General features: G+C 68.3%; 20 protein-coding genes. 12 read left to right on the top strand and 8 right to left on the bottom strand.

Annotated features, from left to right (window positions below):
• The first annotated feature begins 49 nt into the window (after window positions 1-49).
• The 6 genes from AC1DCJ_RS05700 (at window position 50) to AC1DCJ_RS05675 (ending at window position 6,791) form a co-directional block, all read left to right on the top strand.
• Window positions 50-871: an arylamine N-acetyltransferase family protein gene (locus AC1DCJ_RS05700; RefSeq protein ID WP_478070345.1), complete on the top strand. Its 822-nt coding sequence runs from the start codon at window positions 50-52 to the stop codon at window positions 869-871.
• 133 nt (window positions 872-1,004) lie between these two features.
• Window positions 1,005-1,340 carry a helix-turn-helix transcriptional regulator gene (locus AC1DCJ_RS05695; protein WP_478070344.1) on the top strand — a complete coding sequence of 112 codons (336 nt, stop codon included), beginning with the start codon at window positions 1,005-1,007 and terminating at the stop codon, window positions 1,338-1,340.
• 25 nt (window positions 1,341-1,365) lie between these two features.
• Window positions 1,366-2,622 carry a type II toxin-antitoxin system HipA family toxin gene (locus AC1DCJ_RS05690; protein WP_478070343.1) on the top strand — a complete coding sequence of 419 codons (1,257 nt, stop codon included), beginning with the start codon at window positions 1,366-1,368 and terminating at the stop codon, window positions 2,620-2,622.
• Window positions 2,623-2,720: 98 nt separating this feature from the next.
• Window positions 2,721-4,772: a TonB-dependent receptor gene (locus AC1DCJ_RS05685; RefSeq protein WP_478070342.1), complete on the top strand. Its 2,052-nt coding sequence runs from the start codon at window positions 2,721-2,723 to the stop codon at window positions 4,770-4,772.
• A 68-nt stretch (window positions 4,773-4,840) separates the two neighbouring features.
• Window positions 4,841-5,671, top strand: coding sequence for an AraC family transcriptional regulator (locus AC1DCJ_RS05680; protein ID WP_478070341.1), 831 nt, complete (start codon window positions 4,841-4,843; stop codon window positions 5,669-5,671).
• 10 nt (window positions 5,672-5,681) lie between these two features.
• Window positions 5,682-6,791: an alpha/beta hydrolase family protein gene (locus tag AC1DCJ_RS05675; RefSeq protein WP_478070340.1), complete on the top strand. Its 1,110-nt coding sequence runs from the start codon at window positions 5,682-5,684 to the stop codon at window positions 6,789-6,791.
• 13 nt (window positions 6,792-6,804) lie between these two features.
• Here the strand turns inward: AC1DCJ_RS05675 and AC1DCJ_RS05670 are convergent, their stop codons facing one another.
• Window positions 6,805-7,407, bottom strand: a complete 603-nt coding sequence (locus AC1DCJ_RS05670; RefSeq protein ID WP_141057731.1) for a M23 family metallopeptidase — start codon at window positions 7,405-7,407, stop codon at window positions 6,805-6,807.
• A gap of 228 nt (window positions 7,408-7,635) precedes the next feature.
• Between AC1DCJ_RS05670 and AC1DCJ_RS05665 the strand changes: the two genes are divergently transcribed.
• Together AC1DCJ_RS05665 and AC1DCJ_RS05660 are read left to right on the top strand one after the other, a co-directional pair.
• Window positions 7,636-7,779, top strand: a complete 144-nt coding sequence (locus tag AC1DCJ_RS05665) for a hypothetical protein (protein ID WP_161578741.1) — start codon at window positions 7,636-7,638, stop codon at window positions 7,777-7,779.
• Window positions 7,776-7,949 (top strand): hypothetical protein, encoded by a 174-nt coding sequence (locus AC1DCJ_RS05660; RefSeq protein WP_447595878.1) that lies wholly within the window; start codon window positions 7,776-7,778, stop codon window positions 7,947-7,949. The genes AC1DCJ_RS05665 and AC1DCJ_RS05660 overlap by 4 nt, the downstream gene beginning before the upstream one ends.
• Before the next feature lie 28 nt (window positions 7,950-7,977).
• Here AC1DCJ_RS05660 and AC1DCJ_RS05655 read toward each other — a convergent pair whose 3' ends face one another.
• The gene (locus AC1DCJ_RS05655; RefSeq protein ID WP_478070339.1) at window positions 7,978-8,865 is read right to left on the bottom strand and encodes a LysR family transcriptional regulator; all 888 of its coding nucleotides are present in this window, start codon (window positions 8,863-8,865) and stop codon (window positions 7,978-7,980) included.
• Window positions 8,866-9,049: 184 nt separating this feature from the next.
• Here AC1DCJ_RS05655 and AC1DCJ_RS05650 point away from each other — a divergent pair, with 184 nt between their 5' ends.
• Together AC1DCJ_RS05650 and AC1DCJ_RS05645 are read left to right on the top strand one after the other, a co-directional pair.
• Complete coding sequence (locus tag AC1DCJ_RS05650) at window positions 9,050-10,021, top strand: alpha/beta hydrolase (protein ID WP_478070338.1); 972 nt, start codon at window positions 9,050-9,052, stop codon at window positions 10,019-10,021.
• Window positions 10,022-10,083: 62 nt separating this feature from the next.
• Window positions 10,084-11,295: an MFS transporter gene (locus tag AC1DCJ_RS05645; RefSeq protein WP_478070337.1), complete on the top strand. Its 1,212-nt coding sequence runs from the start codon at window positions 10,084-10,086 to the stop codon at window positions 11,293-11,295.
• Window positions 11,296-11,311: 16 nt separating this feature from the next.
• Here AC1DCJ_RS05645 and AC1DCJ_RS05640 read toward each other — a convergent pair whose 3' ends face one another.
• Window positions 11,312-11,950, bottom strand: coding sequence for a response regulator transcription factor (locus AC1DCJ_RS05640; protein WP_478070336.1), 639 nt, complete (start codon window positions 11,948-11,950; stop codon window positions 11,312-11,314).
• A complete protein-coding gene (locus AC1DCJ_RS05635) occupies window positions 11,947-13,050 on the bottom strand; it encodes a sensor histidine kinase (protein WP_428710715.1) in 1,104 nt (367 codons plus the stop codon). The genes AC1DCJ_RS05640 and AC1DCJ_RS05635 overlap by 4 nt, the downstream gene beginning before the upstream one ends.
• A gap of 146 nt (window positions 13,051-13,196) precedes the next feature.
• Here AC1DCJ_RS05635 and AC1DCJ_RS05630 point away from each other — a divergent pair, with 146 nt between their 5' ends.
• Window positions 13,197-13,619: a DUF2141 domain-containing protein gene (locus AC1DCJ_RS05630; RefSeq protein ID WP_478070335.1), complete on the top strand. Its 423-nt coding sequence runs from the start codon at window positions 13,197-13,199 to the stop codon at window positions 13,617-13,619.
• A 38-nt stretch (window positions 13,620-13,657) separates the two neighbouring features.
• A complete protein-coding gene (locus AC1DCJ_RS05625) occupies window positions 13,658-15,181 on the top strand; it encodes a carotenoid oxygenase family protein (protein ID WP_478070334.1) in 1,524 nt (507 codons plus the stop codon).
• A 49-nt stretch (window positions 15,182-15,230) separates the two neighbouring features.
• On the opposite strand, the gene AC1DCJ_RS05620 is transcribed toward AC1DCJ_RS05625, so the two are convergent.
• The 4 genes from AC1DCJ_RS05620 to AC1DCJ_RS05605 all read right to left on the bottom strand — a co-directional run bounded on the left by AC1DCJ_RS05620 (window position 15,231) and on the right by AC1DCJ_RS05605 (window position 18,005).
• Window positions 15,231-15,989: a carbon-nitrogen hydrolase family protein gene (locus tag AC1DCJ_RS05620; protein ID WP_478070333.1), complete on the bottom strand. Its 759-nt coding sequence runs from the start codon at window positions 15,987-15,989 to the stop codon at window positions 15,231-15,233.
• Window positions 15,990-16,080: 91 nt separating this feature from the next.
• A complete protein-coding gene (locus tag AC1DCJ_RS05615) occupies window positions 16,081-16,761 on the bottom strand; it encodes a hypothetical protein (RefSeq protein WP_478070332.1) in 681 nt (226 codons plus the stop codon).
• A gap of 129 nt (window positions 16,762-16,890) precedes the next feature.
• Complete coding sequence (locus AC1DCJ_RS05610; protein WP_038685884.1) at window positions 16,891-17,160, bottom strand: membrane protein; 270 nt, start codon at window positions 17,158-17,160, stop codon at window positions 16,891-16,893.
• 269 nt (window positions 17,161-17,429) lie between these two features.
• Complete coding sequence (locus AC1DCJ_RS05605) at window positions 17,430-18,005, bottom strand: hypothetical protein (RefSeq protein ID WP_478070331.1); 576 nt, start codon at window positions 18,003-18,005, stop codon at window positions 17,430-17,432.
• Window positions 18,006-18,053 lie beyond the last annotated feature (48 nt).

Genomic DNA, 18,053 nt, shown 5'->3' with positions numbered 1-18,053 from the left:
CACGGTTGAGCCGCCACAGTGGCGTCACCTTCCCGCATGGCCGCTGCCCATGGACCCGCACACCTGTCGCGACTACCTGGCCCGCCTCGGCGTCGCGGCGCCTCCGCCCCCTACCCTGGCCACGCTGGCGCTGCTGCAGGAACGTCACAACGCCACGTTTCCGTTCGAGACGCTCACCACGCTGCTGCGCGATGCGGTGGCCATCGACCTGCCCAGCGTGGCGCACAAGCTGCTGCGCGAAGGACGCGGCGGGTACTGCTACGAGCTCAACGGACTGTTCCTGGCGCTGCTGCAGCACCTGGGCTTCGATGCCCGCGCCCTTGCCGCGCGCGTGGTCATGGGACGCGCCGATGACGCCCCCACCGCGCGCACCCACATGCTGGTGCTGGTGCGGATCGACGCGGTGGACTACATCGCCGACGTCGGCTTTGGCGGCAACACGCCGACCGGTCCGCTGCGGCTGGACCATCGGTTCGCCCAGGCCACGCCGCACGAGCACTACCGGCTGGACCAGCAGCACGACCAGTTCCTGCTACGGGTGGACGTCGCCGGCGAGTGGCGGCCGCTCTACCACTTCGACCTGCAGATGCAGGCGCCCATCGACCATGAGGTGGGCAACTGGTACGTATGCACGCACCCGCATTCTTCCTTTCCCGGGCAGCTACGAGTCGCCCTGGCCGGGCCGGACGGGCGCCGCACGATCGGCGCCGGGGCCTACACAGTCCACCGCCGCGGGCAGCCCAGCGAGCGCCGCATGCTCAACGACGCCGACGATGTGCTGACCGTGCTGCACGAGGCGTTCGGCATCACCGTGCCCGCGCACCCGCGCCTGCAGGAGGCGATCACGGCGTGGCTGCGCGGGGCGGCATGACTCAAAAATGAGCCGCGAAGGCGCTTAATGGTTTATATATGAGCAAACCCGCTGCTTTGACAGGGGGTTTTCGCGGGCGCATGATTCATAAACGACCCGGGAAGCACCTCTCCGCCTCATATACGAGCTTTACATGCCCAAAGTCCGCCATTCCTTGTCCCGCTACAGCCAGGAGGCGGTGGTGCTGCTGGGACGTCTTATCCGTGAGGCGCGCCTGGAGCGGCGAATAACGCTGGACGCGCTGGCCCAGCGTGCAGGCGTATCGCGGAGTCTGGTACAGCGCGTGGAAGCGGGCGATGGGGGCTGTGCCATCGGCTCGGTGTTCGAGCTGGCGGCGATCGTGGGTGTTCCCTTGTTTTCTCCGGATCCGATGGTCACCCGGCTCGCCGCTGCCTCGGTAGAGAAGTCGCTGCAGTTGCTCCCGCGCAGCGCACGGCCCCGAACCCGCGCGGTGAATGATGACTTCTGAGCCAGCCAGCGCTCACGAGGTGTTTGTGTGGACCTGGCTACCGGGCGCAACCGAACCGGTGGTAGCCGGGCGCGTGGTGCAGGAACAGGACCGTTACGTGTTCAATTACGGCCGCAGCTATCTGGCACGCGAAGACCGGATTGCGCTCTACCTGCCCGAACTGCCCTTGGTCACCGGGGCCATCGAACCGCGCCCCGGCCTGGCCATGGCCGGCTGCCTGCGTGACGGAGCGCCGGATGCATGGGGCCGACGCGTCATCCTCAACCATCGCTACGGACGGGCTGCCAACGACATGGACCCGGCCGCCCTGGGCGAGCTTGCATACCTGCTGGAGTCCGGCTCGGACCGTATTGGTTGTCTCGATTTCCAAGCGTCGGCCACCCGTTACCAAGCGCGAGCCTCGCAAGGGGCACCGCTGGAGGAACTGCAGCAGGCAGCGGCAAGAGTGGATCTAGGTCTGCCACTGACGCCGGCGCTTGAGCAGGCGCTGTACCACGGCACCTCACTGGGCGGGGCCCGGCCCAAGGCGATGATCGAAACGCCGGCGCACAAGTGGATCGCGAAGTTCTCCTCGTCCAGCGATACCTTCAACGTGGTCAAGAGCGAGTTCGTGGCCATGCGGTTGGCTGCCTTGGCGGGGCTGGATGTTGCCGTGGTCCAGCTGACGGCAGCAGCGGGAAGGGACGTGCTGCTGATCCAGCGTTTCGACCGCCAGCACACCGCCGATGGCTACCAGCGGCGGGCAATGGTGTCGGCGTTGACGATTCTGGAGTTGGACGAATTGATGGCGCGCTACGCCAGTTATGAAACCCTGGCCGAGATTGTCCGTCATCGTTTCGATGCACCCGTGCCGACCCTGCATGAGTTGTTCGGTCGACTGGTGTTCAATGTGCTGTGCGGCAACACCGACGATCACGCACGCAACCATGCCGCGTTCTGGAATGGCAGCTCGCTTGCACTCACCCCTGCCTACGACATCTGCCCCCAGGCGCGCGCGGGCAACGAAGCCAGCCAGGCGATGTTGATCGTTGGCCAGCAGCGCAGCAGCAGGCTGGCTACCTGCCTGCAGGCGGCGCCGCATTTCCTGCTTGATGACGCAGCGGCAACCGCGCTCATCGCACGACAGATCACCAGCATCCAGCAGCACTTCGATGCGGTGTGCCAGGAAGCAGGCCTGGCCGAGGTGGACCGCAACCTGCTGCGCGCCCGGAACATCCTCAACCCGTCGATCTTCGAGGGCGCACCCGATGCGCTGCAGCACCTGGTGGCCGGCTTCCGCTGACACGCGATGACCGAGAGCCAAGGCATGGCCACGCACCTTTCTCGTTTAGTTATGTTATATCATCGCCTATTACGTCGTGGCCGCCTCCCCCTTTCCACATGAAGACCCCTGCTCTTGCCTCAGCCCTGCTGGCGGCCCTGTTTCCCCTTGATGTCGGCGCCGGCCCCGCGCCAGATCCAACCGTCACCCTCGGCAGCGTTGAAGCCCGCAAAGGCAGCACCGGCCCCCTGGCGTCGCGCCAGGTGCTGACCTCGGTGGATGTGATGGGCGCCGACCAGATCGCGACCAAGAACGTCGGCAACAGCTGGGAACTGCTGGGCCAGATGCCGGGCATCCAGCTCACCGAAACCCGCCAGGGCGCCGAGTCCGGCAAGGCCAGCTTCCGTGCGTTCAATGGCGAGGGCTACATCAACGGCATCAAGATCCTCATCGACGGCATTCCCAGCAACGTCAATAGCGGCAACCAGCGCTTCGTGGACATGATCTTCCCGCTGGACATCGACTACATCGAAGTGGTGCGCGGCACCAACGACCCGCGCTACGGCCTGCACAACATCGGCGGCAACATCAACATCGGCACCCGCCAGGGCGGCACCTACACCGATGCCCGGCTCAGCGTCGGCAGTTTCGCCAGCCGCGAAGTGCAGGTCGCGCTCGGTCGCGAGGCCAACGGCGTGGCACAGAACTACTTCATCGGCACCCAGGCCTCGGACGGTTATCGCGACCACGACCGGTCGCGCAAGTACTCGCTGGGCGGCAAATGGTTCATCGGCAGCGACGAGGACGTGCTCAAGGCCGGCCTGGTCGCACGCGTGTACCACCACGTTGCCGACGAACCCGGCTTCCTCACCGCCACCGAACTGGCCAACGCGCGCCGCGCATCGCCGCGCAAGAATGCCAACGATGGCGATGTGCGTGACATGCGCACCCTCGGTGCGCACCTCGACGTGCGCCTCACCGACACCCTGCAGCTCAGCAACCGGCTGTACTACAACCGGTACGAGGACGACCGCCAGGTGACCTTCACCGACTACCAGCCCGGCAACGCGCCGCGCCAGCGCCGGCAGTGGGACGAACGGCAGACGGGGCTGCTGAGTACCCTGACCTGGCGCGCCAGCGAGCGGCTCACCGTGGCCGGTGGCATCAACGCCGAACAGCAGGACAACGCGTACCGGCGACTGCGCTACGCCTACGGCATCCCGACCGACTTCGATGCCGTCCCGGCGCGCATCCAGAACGATGACCGCTATTCCCTGGACAACGTCGGCGGCTACCTGCAGGCCGTGATCCAGCCGACACCGGCGCTCAAAATCGTCCCGGCGTGGCGCGTGGATCGGTTCTCGGGCGACACCCACCTGCCCGGCGGCATCCGCGCGCCGTTGCAGCGCTCCGGCTGGATAGACCAACCCAAGCTCAGCGTGGCGTACGCGTTCACCCCCTCGCTGAACGTATATGCCAACTGGGGCCGCACCTTCCAGGTGCTGACCGGGTCCACCGCCCCGGCCTACCTGACCAGCGGGCAGGCCGCGTTCCGCCCGTCGGTCAACACCGGCAAGGAACTGGGCATCAGCTTCAGCCCGGCCGACGGCACCCAGGCCCGTGTCGCCGTCTGGCAGCAGGATGCCACCGATGAAGTGGCCAACATGCCCGCCACCGGCACCACCGTCGGCCTGGGCCAGACCCGGCGACGCGGGGTGGACCTGCAGTTCAATGCACGCGTGAACGCGCACTGGACGCTCTGGGCATCCCACGCCATCCAGCAGGCCAAGGTGATCAGCGCGTTCACCGCCGATGGCCGCTCGCTGGCCGGCAACGAGGTGCTGGCCACGCCGCGCCACATCACCAATATCGGGGCCGACTACCGTCCCGATGCGCGCTGGCGCTTCGGCATGCAGGGCCGCCGGCAAGGCGACTACTACATCGAAGAGCGCAACCAGCACGGTCGCTATGGCGGCTTCGCGGTGCTGGACGCCAGCGCCGGCTATGCGGTGTCGGACCGGCTCAGCGTGGACGTGCAGGTGAAGAACCTCACCGGCCGCACCTACGCCTACGCGTGGTACGACAATTTCTTCTGGGGCGGCGATGACCAGCCGATGTTCTCGCCGGCTCCGGGACGCAGCCTGTTCGTGTCGTTGAACCTCACGCTGTAGCAAGAACGGCCAAGCGGCCCTGGCGATGCTGGGCTACGCTGCGTGCCTGTCCCGATCCGGAAGGCGGCATGAGCGCGGCACGCAGGGCCCTGTGGTACATCGAAAGCCACCACGCCGCGCCGATCGCACTGGCCGATGTGGCGCGCGTGGTGGGGGTGTCGCCGTTCCACCTGTCCCGCGTGTTCCAGGCCAGCACCGGCACCTCGCTGGTGCGCTACCTGCGCGGGCGACGCCTGAGCGAAGCGGCGCGGCAACTGGCCGGCGGCGCGCGCGACATCCTGAAGGTCGCGCTGGACGCAGGCTATGCCTCACATCCCACCTTCACCCGTGCGTTCTCCGAGCAGTTCGGTCGCCCGCCGGAACAGGTGCGCGCGCAAGGGTTGGACAGCATCGCGCTGGTGGAGGCGATCAAGCTGCACGACGATGCCCTGCCCTGCGCGCAGCCACCGCGCATCGTCAACGCCGACACCTTGCTGGTAGCCGGGATCGGCGCGCGCCACCACGGCGCATCGGTGGCCGCCATTCCCTCGCAATGGCAACGGCTGGCCCTGCACTGCCCCACCGCGCCGGAGGTGAGCTATGGCGTGTGCTGCAACAGCGACGATGACGGCAGCTTCGACTACATCGCCGGCATCGGCGTGGCCGGCTTCGCGGCGCTGCCGGACGGCTGGCAGACCGTGCGCATTCCCGCCCATCGTTACGTGGTGGCGTGGCACGCCGGCCACATCTCGGCGATCCGCTCCACCTGGTACTGGTTGTTGAACCATTACCTGCCCGCATCCGGGCTGAGCCTGGCCGATGCGCCGGAGCTGGAACGCTACGACGCACGGTTTGACGCCCACAGCGGCCACGGCGGCGTGGAAATCTGGCTGCCACTAACCGACACCAACCCTACCTGAGAGAACGCCGATGCGAGTGCCTGCCCGTTGCCTGACCCTGCTGCTCTGCCTGGCCAGCGCCCACGCGCTTGCAGCCCCCGCGCCGGCCGTGGTCGGCGAGCGCCATGGCCTGACCCGCAGCGCCAGCGCCGCGGTGCGCGATGCCGCGCAGCACGACGGCCTGCGCTACACCGTGTGGTACCCGGCTGCGCCCGGTGCGCGCGAGCGGCCCATCACCATCGGGCCACCGGACGCCCCGTTGTTCAACGTGGGCAGCGCCGCCGTCGACGCGCCCATTGCGCCGGGTGCCCTGCCCACCCTGCTGCTGTCGCACGGCAATGGCGGCAGCGCGCGGATGATGGGCTGGTTCGGCATTGCCATGGCGCGGGCCGGCTACCTGGTGATCGCGGTGGACCACCCGGGCAACAACGGCGTGGAGCCGATGACGCTGGCCGGCAGCATCCTGATCTGGGAACGGGCCGAGGACCTCAAGGCCGCCCTCACCGCGGTGCAGGCCGACGCGCAGCTCGGCACGCACGTGGATGCCACGCGCCTGGGGGTGGCCGGTTTCTCCGCCGGCGGCTTCACCGCGCTGGCCGCCGCCGGTGCCCGCGTGGACATGGCCCACCTGTTGGCGTTCTGCCGCGCCACCCCGGATGACGGGGTGTGCCAGCCGCAGCTGGAAATGCCCGCGTCCACCCTGCAGGCCCGCATCGACGCGGCGGCGACGCCCGCGTTGGCGCCCTACATGGCACAGGCAGGCGATGACCATGGCGTGCCCGGTGTGCGTGCCGCCTTCCTGATGGCACCGGCCATCGTGCAGGCGTTTACGCCGGCGCAGCTGCGCGCACTGCCGCAGCCGGTGTCGATTCTGCTTGGCGACGCCGATGCGGTAGCGCCGCCATCCACCAATGGCGAGGTGCTTGCAGCGCTCGCACCGCAGGCGACGCTGCGCGCGTTGCCTAGCGTAGGCCACTACGAATTCCTGGCCGCCTGCACCCCGCTCGGCCGCCAACGCCTGGCCACGCTTTGCCCGCCGGAGGCGCCACAAGCCGCGGCCCACGCAGCGGCCATCGCGCAGGCGCTGCAGCTTTTTGGCCAAGCGCTGGCACCGGTATCGAGCACGCCCGCTACCCGCTAGCGCGCGCCCGACGTCATCGCCGCGCTGCCGGCGTTGCGCGTGGGGCCGGCGTCCATGCGCGCAGCAACGGCAGCGGGTCGTACGCGCCTTCGCTCCCGTAGATGCCCCAATGCAGGTGCGGTGGCGTGCCCTTGGCATTGCCGCTGTCGCCCACGTAGCCCAGCACCGTGCCGGCCGCCACCACCTCGCCGCGCACCAAGCCGTCGCGCCAGCCTTCCAGGTGGGCGTAGTAATAGCGCTCGCGGGCCGGACCCAGTACCCACACCTGCCGACCGCCCAGCCCGCCCTCGCGGACGTCGGCGACGATCCCGTCGCCCACGCTGCGTACCGGCGTGCCGCGCTTGGCGAAGATGTCGATGCCGGCATGGGTGCGGTCGCGGCCACGGGGCGCGCCGAACGTATCGGCGATGCGCCGGGCCGTCACCCCGTCCACAGGCACCGGCAGTGCGGTGGGCGGCGGCATCCGCGCCAGTGTCCACATCGCCCGCGGCACCTCTGCCCAGCGGCTGTTCCACAGGGCACCCACCGCGACCACGCAGGTGGCCAACAGCAGCAGGCGGACCAGCCAGCGGCGCAGCCGACGTGCCGGTGAGGGGGTAGCGGCAGAAGAAGACATCGGTGTATCCGGGCGCATCGTTGCTCCAGTGGGGCGCAGGCAACGAGGGTACAAAGCGTGTGTGGGCTGGGCATGAAGTGCGTGGCCCGTCTGGCCAGCCTCACGGCGGTGCCGCCCAGGATGGACAGCGGCTTCACGCCCTATCTGCTGAACTGCAGCTGTCGCCTGGGAAATTCATTCCGGTTTCCCTCCGCTGGACGCCCGGCAGGCTGCTATCGAAGGCACCCCATGAACACCGCATTCAAGATATTTCTGTTGGTCGGCGCCCTGTTGTATGGGCTGCCCGGGTTGGTGTGGTGGGTGAACCACCGCCGCGCCATCCGTGCCAGGCAGAGCGGGGCCGCGATGGGGTCCAGCGGGCCGACCACGTGAGCCTGACCGCCGAGCAGCGCCGCATCCTGGATGACATCAACGCCACCCGCCCGGTATCCGACGCAGACGCGAACTGGGCCGTTGCGGCCGGCTATGCAGCACAGGCCGAGGACGGCGACATCGACCTCACCCAGGCCGGGCGACAACTGGTGGACAGCACCACGCTGTAAGTGGCACTGACAAACACGGCCAACCGCTTCAGCGCCGCAACGCCTCCACCACCAGCGCGAACGCCGGCGAATGCTGCCGGCGGCTGGGGTAATACAGGTGATAGCCCGGGAACGGTGGGCACCAGTCCGCCAGCACCCGCAGCAACCGACCGTCTTCCAGGTGCGGCGCAAACTCGTCCTCGGGCAGGAACGCAATGCCCAGCCCGTCCAGCGCGGCCAGCACCATGTGCGGCGAGGTGTTGAAGGTCAGCTGGCCGTCCACGCGCACGTTCACTGCACGGCCCCGACGCTCGAACTCCCACGCGTACAGCCCGCCACGGGTCGGGAAGCGCATGTTGATGCAGCGGTGCCCGGTCAGGTCCGCCGGCACCTTCGGCGGCGGCACGCTGGCGAAGTAGGCAGGTGAGGCCACCGCCGCCATGCGCAGCGGTGGGCCGATCGGCACCGCCACCATGTCCTTGTCGATGCTTTCGCCCAGCCGGATGCCCGCGTCGAAGCGGTCGGCCACGATATCGCGCAGGCCGTAGCTCACATCGAACTCGATGTTGATGTCCGGGTAGCGGTGCATCAGGGGCATCAACCGCGGCAGCAGCAGCGTGCGCAGCGGGAAGTCGCCACTGGTCAGGCGCACGGTGCCGGCCGGTTTGTCGCGCAGTGCGGTCAGCGCGTCCAGTTCCGCTTCGATCTCATCGAAGCGATTGCCAATGGCCGCCAGCAGGCGCTCGCCGGCCTGGGTGGGCGAAACGCTGCGCGTGGTGCGGGTCAGCAGGCGGATCTCCAGCCGCTCTTCCAGCGCCTTCAAGGCCTGGCTCAACGCGGACGGGGTCACCCCGAGCACGCTGGCGGCACGGGTGAAGCTGCCCTCGCGGGCAACGGTGACGAAGGCCAGAAGGTCATTGAGATTGCGGCGTGCCATGGGGCAAGTCTGGCACGCCACATTGATTAGCGCACCTAACAGCGTCATTCCCGATTGGTTAGCTAATCAAATAGTGCCCGCGCGACCACACTGGGCTGGCCCACTCACCGATGGATCGCCCATGCCCAGGTTGCTCGCGCTGATTGCGCTGTTGACCCTTCCCCTCTTTGCCTCAGGAGCCGATATGAGCCACGGCGCAGACAATTTCTATTCCAGCCCCCGGGTGACCGTGCAGAAGGTCACCTTCAAGAACCAGTACCAGATGCAGGTGGCCGGCAACCTGTTCGTGCCCAAGGATCTGGACCGCAGCGTGCCGCACGCGGCCATCGTGGTCGGTCACCCGATGGGGGCGGTGAAGGAGCAGAGCGCCAACCTGTATGCCACGCGCATGGCCGAGCAGGGCTTTGTCACCCTCTCGCTGGATCTGTCGTTCTGGGGCGAAAGCGAAGGACAACCGCGCAACGCCGTGTCGCCGGACATCTACGCCGAGGACTTCAGCGCGGCGGTCGATTTCCTGCGCACGCAGCCGTTCGTGGACAAGGACCGCATCGGTGCCATCGGCATCTGTGGCAGCGGCAGCTTCGTCATCAGCGCGGCGAAGATCGACCCGCGCATCCAGGCCATCGCCACGGTAAGCATGTACGACATGGGCGCGGCCAACCGCAACGGTCTTGGCCACGCGGTGAGCGTGGCACAACGCAAGGCCGCCATTGCCGCCGCGGTGGCCCAGCGCGATGTGGAATTCGCCGGCGGGCCGGTGCAGTACACCAGCGGGTCGGTTCACAGCATCGATGAAACGTCCTCGCCGGTTGAACGCGAGTTCTACGACTTCTATCGCACCCCGCGCGGCGAGTACACCCCGGCCGGATCCTCGCCGGCGCTGACCACCCATCCCACGCTGACCAGCAACCTGAAGTTCCTCAACTTCTACCCGTTCGCCGACATCGAGACCATCTCACCGCGCCCGATGCTGTTCATCACCGGCGAGACCGCCCACTCGCGTGAGTTCAGCGAAGAGGCCTACCGCCTGGCCGGCCAGCCCAAGCAGCTGCTGGTGGTGCCCGGCGCCGGGCATGTGGACCTGTACGACCGGGTGGCGCTGATTCCATTCGACGCGCTGACCGCGTTCTTCACCACCCACGTGCGCGCGCGCTGAGCCCGCAACAAACGCCGGCCCACCGCGGGCCGGCGCCCTGTTTTCGCCCCTACCGAGTCGTCATGTCCACGCCTGCCTCCCCTCCCCTGCCTGCCATCGCCGCCCACGACGCTGTGCCTCATCCGGCCAACTGGGGCGGCGTACTGGCCATGAGCCTGTGCGTGTTCGCCCTGATCGCCTCGGAATTCATGCCGGTCAGCCTGCTCTCGCCGATCGCCGCCACGCTTGGGGTGAGCGAAGGCTGGGTGGGCTACGGCATCGCCATTTCCGGCGCCTTCGCGGTGGTCACCAGCCTGCTCACCGCGCGCGTGGCCGGCCGCATGGACCGCAAGGCGCTGCTGCTTCTGCTCACGGTGCTGATGTGCGTGTCCGGCGTGGTGGTGGCCACGGCCGCCAACTACGCCATGTACATGCTCGGGCGGGCGCTGATCGGCGTGGTCATCGGTGCGTTCTGGTCGATGTCGGCGGCCGTGGCCATCCGCCTGGTACCGACGGACGAGGTGCCCAAGGCGTTGGCGCTGTTCAACGGCGGCAACGCACTGGCCACGGTGGTGGCCGCGCCGCTGGGGAGCTACCTGGGCGGCATCATCGGCTGGCGCGGTGCCTTCTTCTGCATCGTGCCCGTGGCGGTGATCGCGCTGGCATGGCAGTGGATTGCGCTGCCGTCGATGCGGCCGGCCCCGCATGCCACCGCACGCCCCGGCGCGCTGCGGCTGCTCACCCGCCCGTTGCCCGCGCTGGGCATGCTCGCTGCGGGTCTGTTCTTCATGGGGCAGTTCACGCTGTTCACCTATGTGCGGCCCTTCCTGGAAGGCACCACCGGCGTCGCCCTGCCCGCGCTGTCCAGCATCCTGCTGGCCATCGGCGTGGCCGGCCTGGTCGGCACGCTGCTGGTGGGACGCCTGCTCAAGGGCAGCCCGTACCCGGTACTGATCCTCTTCCCGCTCGTGATGGCGGTGATCGCGCTGGGCCTGACCGTGTTCGGCCATTCGCTGACGGTGACCGCCGTGCTGCTGGCGGCGTGGGGGCTGGTTGCCACCGCGGCGCCGGTGGGGTGGTGGTCATGGCTGGCCGCCACATTGCCGCGCGACGCCGAGGCCGGCGGTGGCCTGATGGTGGCGGTGGTGCAGCTGTGCATCGCGCTGGGCTCCACCGTGGGTGGCCTGCTGTACGACGGTGCCGGCTACCGGGCCACGTTCGGCGTGAGTGCACTGCTGTTGCTGCTGGCGTCGGCCGCAGCGGTCGCGGTGGCGCGCGTGGGTCGGCGCGGCTGAGTACCGGGCCCGCGGCTCAGATCACCCGCAGGGTGATCGCCTTCAACACCGCGCGGGTCCGGTCGCGCGTGCCCAGCTTGTCCAGGATGGTGGAGACATAGTTCTTCACCGTGCCCTCGGCCAGGAACAGGCTGCGTGCGATTTCGCGGTTCGAATAGCCGCCGGCCAGCAAGCGCAGGATCGCCACTTCCTTCTCGTTGAAGGTATCGCTGGGCGGCGCTTCATCGTGGAAGCGGTAGCGCGCACGCACCGGGTCGGTGCTCACCGGCAACAGCAGCGTGTGGCCGGCGGCGACGCGGCAGATCGCCTCGTGCAGATCTTCCGGGGCGGCATCCTTGAGCATGAAGCCCTGCGCACCGGCTTCGCTGGCACGCAACAGCAGATCGCTTTCATCGAAGGTGGTCAGCAGCAGCCACGGCGTGGTGTCGCCGCGCGCACGCACCTGCTGCAGCGCCTGGATGCCGTCCAGGCCGGGCATGCGGATATCACTGAGCACCACGTCCACCGGTTGGTGGGCCAGGCCATCCAGCAATGCCTGGCCGTCGTCGGCCTCCAGCACCACCTGCACGCCCAACCCCTGCAACAGGGCCCGCAGGCCGGCCCGCACCAGGGCCTGGTCGTCGGCCAGTGCGACCCGCACGGTTGCCGCGCTCATGCCGGCAACCGCGCGATCAGGTGCATGCCACCGGCATCGGTGCGCGCCAGTTCCAGCTGCCCCTGCAGCTCGGCCAGGCGTTCGCGCATGCCGGTGATGCCGTTGCCTTCGCGGATGCGCTCGCTGCGCTGGCCGTCATCGCGGATGTCGATGCGCACGCCGTGGTTGTCGGTGTCGATGTCCAGCCATACGGTGTTGGCGTCGCCATGCCGGGCCGCGTTGGTGAGCGCTTCCTGGGCAAGCCGCAGTACCGCATCGGCCACCAGCGGATTGCCGATGCGGACCTGCGCGCCGATGCGCACGCGCAGCCCGGGCCGCGGGAACGGCGCCGCCAGCGCCTGCAGCGCGGTGGCCAGGTCGAGCCCGCGGTCATCGCGCATGGACTGCACCACCTGGCGGATATCGCCGAGCAACTCAGCGGACAGGCGCTCGGCCAGCAGCACCTGCTCACGGCCGGCCAGCGCAGGATCGGTAGACAACGCGCGCAGGTTCAGGCGCATCGCGGTGAGTTTGTGCCCGGCCACGTCGTGCAACTCGCGCGCCAGGCGCAGGCGCTCGGCGTCGCGTGCGCCGTCGGCCAGCAGCGTGCGCGTGGCCAGCAGATCCGCATTGACCCGGGCCAGCGCATCGCGTGCCTGCTCGGCGCTGCGTGCGTAGTGCGCGGTAAGCGCGGCAAACGCCTGGAAGCCGGCGTAGATCGCCACGATCAGCAGCGGCTGGCTGAAGCCGCTGTGGCGCAGCACCAGGTACAGGGCAACGTTGAGCACCACCGTAGTGGCCAGCACCGCGCGCGGCGACCAGTGCTCGGCCAGGTGGGCCACCAGCACCACCAGCAGCACCGGCACCGTGCCCACGCGGGGCTCCAGCCAGCACAGCCACAACGCCAGCAGCGCCTGGAGCACGTCGCTGACCAGGCGCAGCGGCGACCGCGGCGGCAGATGGTCGTAGGCCAGGAACAGCGCGATGAACACCCCGAGCACGCCCCAGCGCAGCGCGCCGTCGGCATCGGAGGGCAGCCCCAGCGACAGCCCCACGCCCAGGATGGTGAGCAGGCCGGCCAGGCTGAGGGGGCTGATGAGGGTGCGCAGGAAAGAAGGCATGTGCGCATGCTGCCCGTGCAGGATGCCGCCCGGCAATGGGCGCGACGCAGAAAGTGACTTCCGGCACTGCGGATCGATGACCACTGGGCATGGGGCGGCGGCAGTGCACTGGGCAGACTGGCCCCACACCCAACCGAGCCACCGCCATGATCCGCAACGCCCTGTTCTGCCTTCCGTTCGCCGGCCTGCTGCTGACCTCCACCGCCGCTGCCGGCGACCTGCAGGTGGACCTGCACGGCATCCGCGCCCATACCGGTACCGTGCGGCTGGCGGTGGTGGACAGCGCCGTCGGCTGGGACGGCAAGGCGGCCCCGGTGCAGGCGCAGAGCCTGCCGGCCACGGCCGATGCAGCGCAGGTGGTGTTCAAAAGCCTGCCCGCCGGTGACTACGCGGTGCTGGTTACCCATGACGAGAACGACAACGGCACGCTGGACACCAACCTGGTGGGCATCCCGGTAGAAGGCTACGGCTTCAGCAACAACCCGCGCGTGCAGCGCAAGCCCACCTTCGACGAAGCGCGGGTACACGTGCCGGCCGACGGCGCGGCCATCGACATCGCACTGCGCTGACCGCACGCCCTCCTCCGTCCCCTTTTCGAGATTCCCGCATGGACCGCCGCCGTTTCCTCCGCTCGCTGCTGTCGGCCACCACCACCGCCGTGATCGGCGCCACTGCCCTGCGCAGCCTGCCGGCCATGGCCGGCGATGCCGCCACGTTCGCCGCCGCCCGCCAGCAGCACCCCTGGCTGACCGGCTGGCGCAGCGTCACCACCGAAACCCTCGGGCCGGCGACGGTGCAGCTGCAGGGCCGCCTGCCACAGGGGCTGGCCGGTACGCTGTACCGCAACGGCCCGGCCTGGACCGAACGCAACGGCTTCCGCTATGACCACTGGTTCGACGGCGACGGCATGGTGCACGGCTGGCACTTCAACGGCGATGGCACGCTGACCCATCGCGCGCGGATGGTGGCCACGCCCAAGTTCACCCGCGAGCAGAAGGCCGGCCGCTTCCTGTACCCGGCCGCCGGCACCGCCGTGCCGGACATGCAGGCGGTACGCAACAACGACGATGCCAACGCCGCCAACACCTCGGTGATCAGCATTCATGGCCGCCTCTTCGCGCTGTGCGAAGCCGGCTCGGCGTTCGAACTGGACCCCGATGAACTGACCACGCTGGGGCCCACCACCTGGCGCCCGGACCTGGCCACCGTGCCGTTCTCCGCGCACCCGCTGGTGGACCGCGACGGCACCGTGTGGAACTTTGGCTCGCTGTCGCTGCTGGGCGGCACCGGCCTGCTGGTCTGGAAGATCGGCGCAGACGGGCAGCTGCGCTCGGCCACCGTGCTGGACACCCAGTTCATGGGCTACCTGCATGCCTTCGCCATGACCGACGACCATCTGGTGTTCATGCTGATGCCGTTCGACGTCAAGCCATCCGGTGCGGCCTTCTTCGAGCGCCTGCAGTTCGCCCCGGACCGCCCCTGCCGCATTGCCGTGGTACCCAAGGCGGCGCCGGATACCGCGCAGTGGTTCGAAGCGGACTTCACCGCGGCCTACCACTTCGGCGACGCCTACCAGCGCAACGGTCGCATCGTCATGCGCACCGTGCGCCACGACGACATCAACGAAGCGCGCTCACCGATGCATGCCGCGATGGCCGGCGATGCCGCGCACGCGACCCATTCCAATGCCTCGCTGCGCGAACTGCACCTGGACCTGCGCACCGGGAAGGCGCACTGGGAAGAGACCGGTATCCAGGGCATCGAATTCCCGCTATTCGACCGCCGCAGCGCCGGCGGCCGAGGTGCGCGCCTGTACGCACCGGCCATGCAGGGCGAAACAACGGCGCCCTATTTCAACGCGGTGGCCAGCTACGACGTGGATCGGGGTCGGCGCGAGGTGCACCGGTACGGTCGCGATATCCTCGCCGAGGAACACGTGTTCGTCCCGCGCCCGGGCAGCCGCAGCGCCGACGACGGCTGGCTGGTGGGTACGCTGCTGGATGCGGCCACCCAACGCAGCGGTATCGCGGTGCTGGATGCGCAGCGCATCGATGCGGGTCCGCTGGTACAGGCATGGCTGCCGTATGCGGTACCGCTGGGCTTCCATGGCACGTTCGCCGCGCGCGGCTGATGGCGTGAGACGCTGAGAATCGAGCAGCACCTCCCCGGGATCGCGCGCGTCAGGGCGACGGTTCCGGGGCCGCAGCGTCGTCCATCGGCAGTACCTCGCCCACCTGCGTGGCCAGGTCATACACCACCAGCGCCTCGCCCTCCGCATCGGCACTGCACACGCATTGGCCGTCATTGCGCCAGACGGCGGAGCGACCCGCCATGACGAAATCATCGGCCGCGCCCACCCCGTTGGCCATCATCACGGTCATCCCGTGCTGCCGCGCGATAGGGGGGTAATGCCGGTAGCCTGTCTCTACGCCACGCGCGGCCTTGGCCACGCTGGCCAAGTAGACCGTTGCCCCACGCGCTGCCGCGGCCTGCGCATGCACCGCCTGCAGCGATTCGTAGCAGATGGCCGGCGCGATCACCGCACCGCGCAGCGCGACGACCATCGGCCTGTCGCCCGGATGGAAGTACGGCCGTTCGTCGGCATGCAGCATCTGCTTGGCGTACACCGCCGGCGCTTGCCGGCAGCGGAACACGAACATGCCGATCTCGATGCCCTCATACCCGCTGTACGGAGCACCGACCGCGATCAGCATCTGGTGCCGGTCACTGAGTGCCTGGAACACCGTCAGGCGCGGATCGTCCTGGGCCATCGCCAACCGCTGCGCCAGGCGGGGTTCGTAGCCGGTGAGCGAGAGTTCGGGGAACACCACCAACGCCGCGCCGTGGGACGCGGCCCGTTCAATGACGGCGATGTGCCGGTGAATGTTGCCATCGATATCACCGGCAAGCGCGCGCATCTGTGCCGCAACAAGCTTCATGGCGCTTCCTCTGCCAGGCAGGGCGGAATGCGCTGCGTGCGCCCTTCAATACACCGTCAAGCGGGCACAGGGCAACACGGCAATGCGTCCATCACTTGCGGGCGGAACGTGTACGCTTTCCGTCGCCGTCCTGCGCAGCCGCGCGACTCTCCGCGAACGCCGGGAAGGTCTCGGCGATGCTCGCCTTGTCGGGCAGGATGTAGAACACGCCACCGCGCTCGAACGTGGTCCGCACGACCTGCTCATAGAACGGGGTCGAGACATTGATGCAGCCGTGCGTGACACGGTTGTCGTCCGGCGACGCCGAGGCCAGGCGTTCGGCACGCTTCTCGGCCGGCGTACCAGGCGGGGTGGGATGAAGGGAGACGGCGGACTCGTAGTCCACCCACAGCACGCGCCCGGCATCGATGGAGGGGCCGTAGCCGCCCACGAAGCGACCGGCCGGTGTGGTGCGGTCGCGTCCCGGAATCGCGCGAAGCGCAAGACCGGCAACGCCCGGTGCGGAATGATCGCCGATGGCCGAGCCAAACAGCGCGGGTGCCGCGCCGCGAAGCTTGCCGTCGCCGCCGAATATCAGGATCTGGGCGGCGGCCTTGTCCAGCACCGCGAAGGGATAGCCCTGGCTGTCCTTGCTTGCGACCACCCAGCCGGCAAGCTCGATCACGGTGTCGGAGACTTCCTGGCCTTGCGGCAGCTCATCGACGGCGGCGGCAGGCTGGGCAACGGGTTCTTCGGCGCGGGCTACGTTGGTGCCGGCCAACGCCAACGCCATGACCAGCGCGCCACAGACGGACCGGAATGCAGGAGATGAATACGTAGGGATGGCACGGTTCCTTGCAGTTAAGACGGTGTGATCACGGGACGCCGGTGGCCTGCAACGGCCACCGGAACCCGATTCCAATTAACCGCGCGGCGTGCGGCGGGGCGCCTTTTCAAGCTGCTGGACGCGGCCTTCAATCTGATCCAGACGCTGGTTGGCCTGCTGTGCGGACTGGTTGGCCGATTCGGCACTCTGGGCTGCGCCCTGAACCTTCACGTCGAGCTGGTCGAGGCGTGAGTTGATCGTTGCAAATTCGTCTTTATAGGTGGCGCAGGCACTGAGACCGACGGTGGCGATGATGGCCACGGTGAGCGTACGGGCGGTGTTGATCTGTCGCTTGGTGAGGAACATTGCACTCCCTCCTTCGTCTGGGGAACCCGGACTATAGCGGCCTTTTCGCCAGAGCCATGACCGGCTTTCAGCTGCGATTGGAAGACGTAGAGGGAGCGTGAAGAGCGACCATCATCGCTTCAGCTTCACTCCATCGGTCTCCATGAGAACGCGTGCTACGTGAGTGACCAGCACGCCGGGCATCAGCATCATGGCGTGGCTGCGATAACAACGCGTGCTGCGCACAGAAGCGGCCACGCTCGCGGCGAGGCGCGCGACAGAGATCGCTGCTACCCCTGCTGCGTCATCGCCACCGGTTCGCACGCATCGATGCCCGCCAGTCCCGCGGCCCCAATGGCCTTCGCCAGAAGCTCACCACACAGCAGCAGCGGAGTGGCCTCGTTGTGCGAGCCGAAATACCGGTCGGCAAAGGCCAGCTCATTGCCGGCCAGAAGCGCACCGGGAGCGAGCACGAGGGTGACGCAGCCCACGACATCCAGGTGCCGTCCACAGCCGGTGCACAAACGCAGGCACTGCGTCCCCATGGCGGCATAGTCCAGCGCGACCGGGGTGATGCACGTGAGGTGATGGAAGCCCGGTGCCTTCGGCAGGTCCACGAAGCGCAGGTTGGATCCACCCAATGATGCATACAGGGTTCGGAAGCGGTCGCTGACAACCACCGCACCGTCGTAGCAGCAGGAGATGTCGAGGCGGCGCCTGCGCATCCGGAATCCGGGGTTGGTGAAGTCCGGATCGGTGCGGTAGCCGCAGGTGGCACACGTGGGAACGCAACTGGCCGGGTCCACTTCGTCGCACGATCCGATCATGTGCGCGCCATTGCCTTTCAGACGCAGGTGGTAGAGCACGGGCGGTGACTTCGGCAGTGAGTCGATCGGACGCCGATCTTAGCAGCG

The sequence above is a fragment of the Stenotrophomonas sp. 10N36 genome (assembly GCF_056395005.1).
Note: the sequence above shows the minus strand (reverse complement) of the source record. Positions and strands in the feature narration are given on the sequence as shown.

Bases quoted from the DNA above. Each gene is read 5' to 3' on its own strand.
- AC1DCJ_RS05700 (WP_478070345.1), top strand. From the start codon at position 50: ATGGACCCGCACACCTGTCGCGACTACCTGGCCCGCCTCGGCGTCGCG.
- AC1DCJ_RS05695 (WP_478070344.1), top strand. From the start codon at position 1,005: ATGCCCAAAGTCCGCCATTCCTTGTCCCGCTACAGCCAGGAGGCGGTG.
- AC1DCJ_RS05685 (WP_478070342.1), top strand. From the start codon at position 2,721: ATGAAGACCCCTGCTCTTGCCTCAGCCCTGCTGGCGGCCCTGTTTCCC.
- AC1DCJ_RS05680 (WP_478070341.1), top strand. From the start codon at position 4,841: ATGAGCGCGGCACGCAGGGCCCTGTGGTACATCGAAAGCCACCACGCC.
- AC1DCJ_RS05675 (WP_478070340.1), top strand. From the start codon at position 5,682: ATGCGAGTGCCTGCCCGTTGCCTGACCCTGCTGCTCTGCCTGGCCAGC.
- AC1DCJ_RS05670 (WP_141057731.1), bottom strand. From the start codon at position 7,407: ATGTCTTCTTCTGCCGCTACCCCCTCACCGGCACGTCGGCTGCGCCGC.
- AC1DCJ_RS05665 (WP_161578741.1), top strand. From the start codon at position 7,636: ATGAACACCGCATTCAAGATATTTCTGTTGGTCGGCGCCCTGTTGTAT.
- AC1DCJ_RS05655 (WP_478070339.1), bottom strand. From the start codon at position 8,865: ATGGCACGCCGCAATCTCAATGACCTTCTGGCCTTCGTCACCGTTGCC.
- AC1DCJ_RS05650 (WP_478070338.1), top strand. From the start codon at position 9,050: ATGAGCCACGGCGCAGACAATTTCTATTCCAGCCCCCGGGTGACCGTG.
- AC1DCJ_RS05645 (WP_478070337.1), top strand. From the start codon at position 10,084: ATGTCCACGCCTGCCTCCCCTCCCCTGCCTGCCATCGCCGCCCACGAC.
- AC1DCJ_RS05640 (WP_478070336.1), bottom strand. From the start codon at position 11,950: ATGAGCGCGGCAACCGTGCGGGTCGCACTGGCCGACGACCAGGCCCTG.
- AC1DCJ_RS05635 (WP_428710715.1), bottom strand. From the start codon at position 13,050: ATGCCTTCTTTCCTGCGCACCCTCATCAGCCCCCTCAGCCTGGCCGGC.
- AC1DCJ_RS05630 (WP_478070335.1), top strand. From the start codon at position 13,197: ATGATCCGCAACGCCCTGTTCTGCCTTCCGTTCGCCGGCCTGCTGCTG.
- AC1DCJ_RS05625 (WP_478070334.1), top strand. From the start codon at position 13,658: ATGGACCGCCGCCGTTTCCTCCGCTCGCTGCTGTCGGCCACCACCACC.
- AC1DCJ_RS05620 (WP_478070333.1), bottom strand. From the start codon at position 15,989: ATGAAGCTTGTTGCGGCACAGATGCGCGCGCTTGCCGGTGATATCGAT.
- AC1DCJ_RS05615 (WP_478070332.1), bottom strand. From the start codon at position 16,761: ATGGCGTTGGCGTTGGCCGGCACCAACGTAGCCCGCGCCGAAGAACCC.
- AC1DCJ_RS05610 (WP_038685884.1), bottom strand. From the start codon at position 17,160: ATGTTCCTCACCAAGCGACAGATCAACACCGCCCGTACGCTCACCGTG.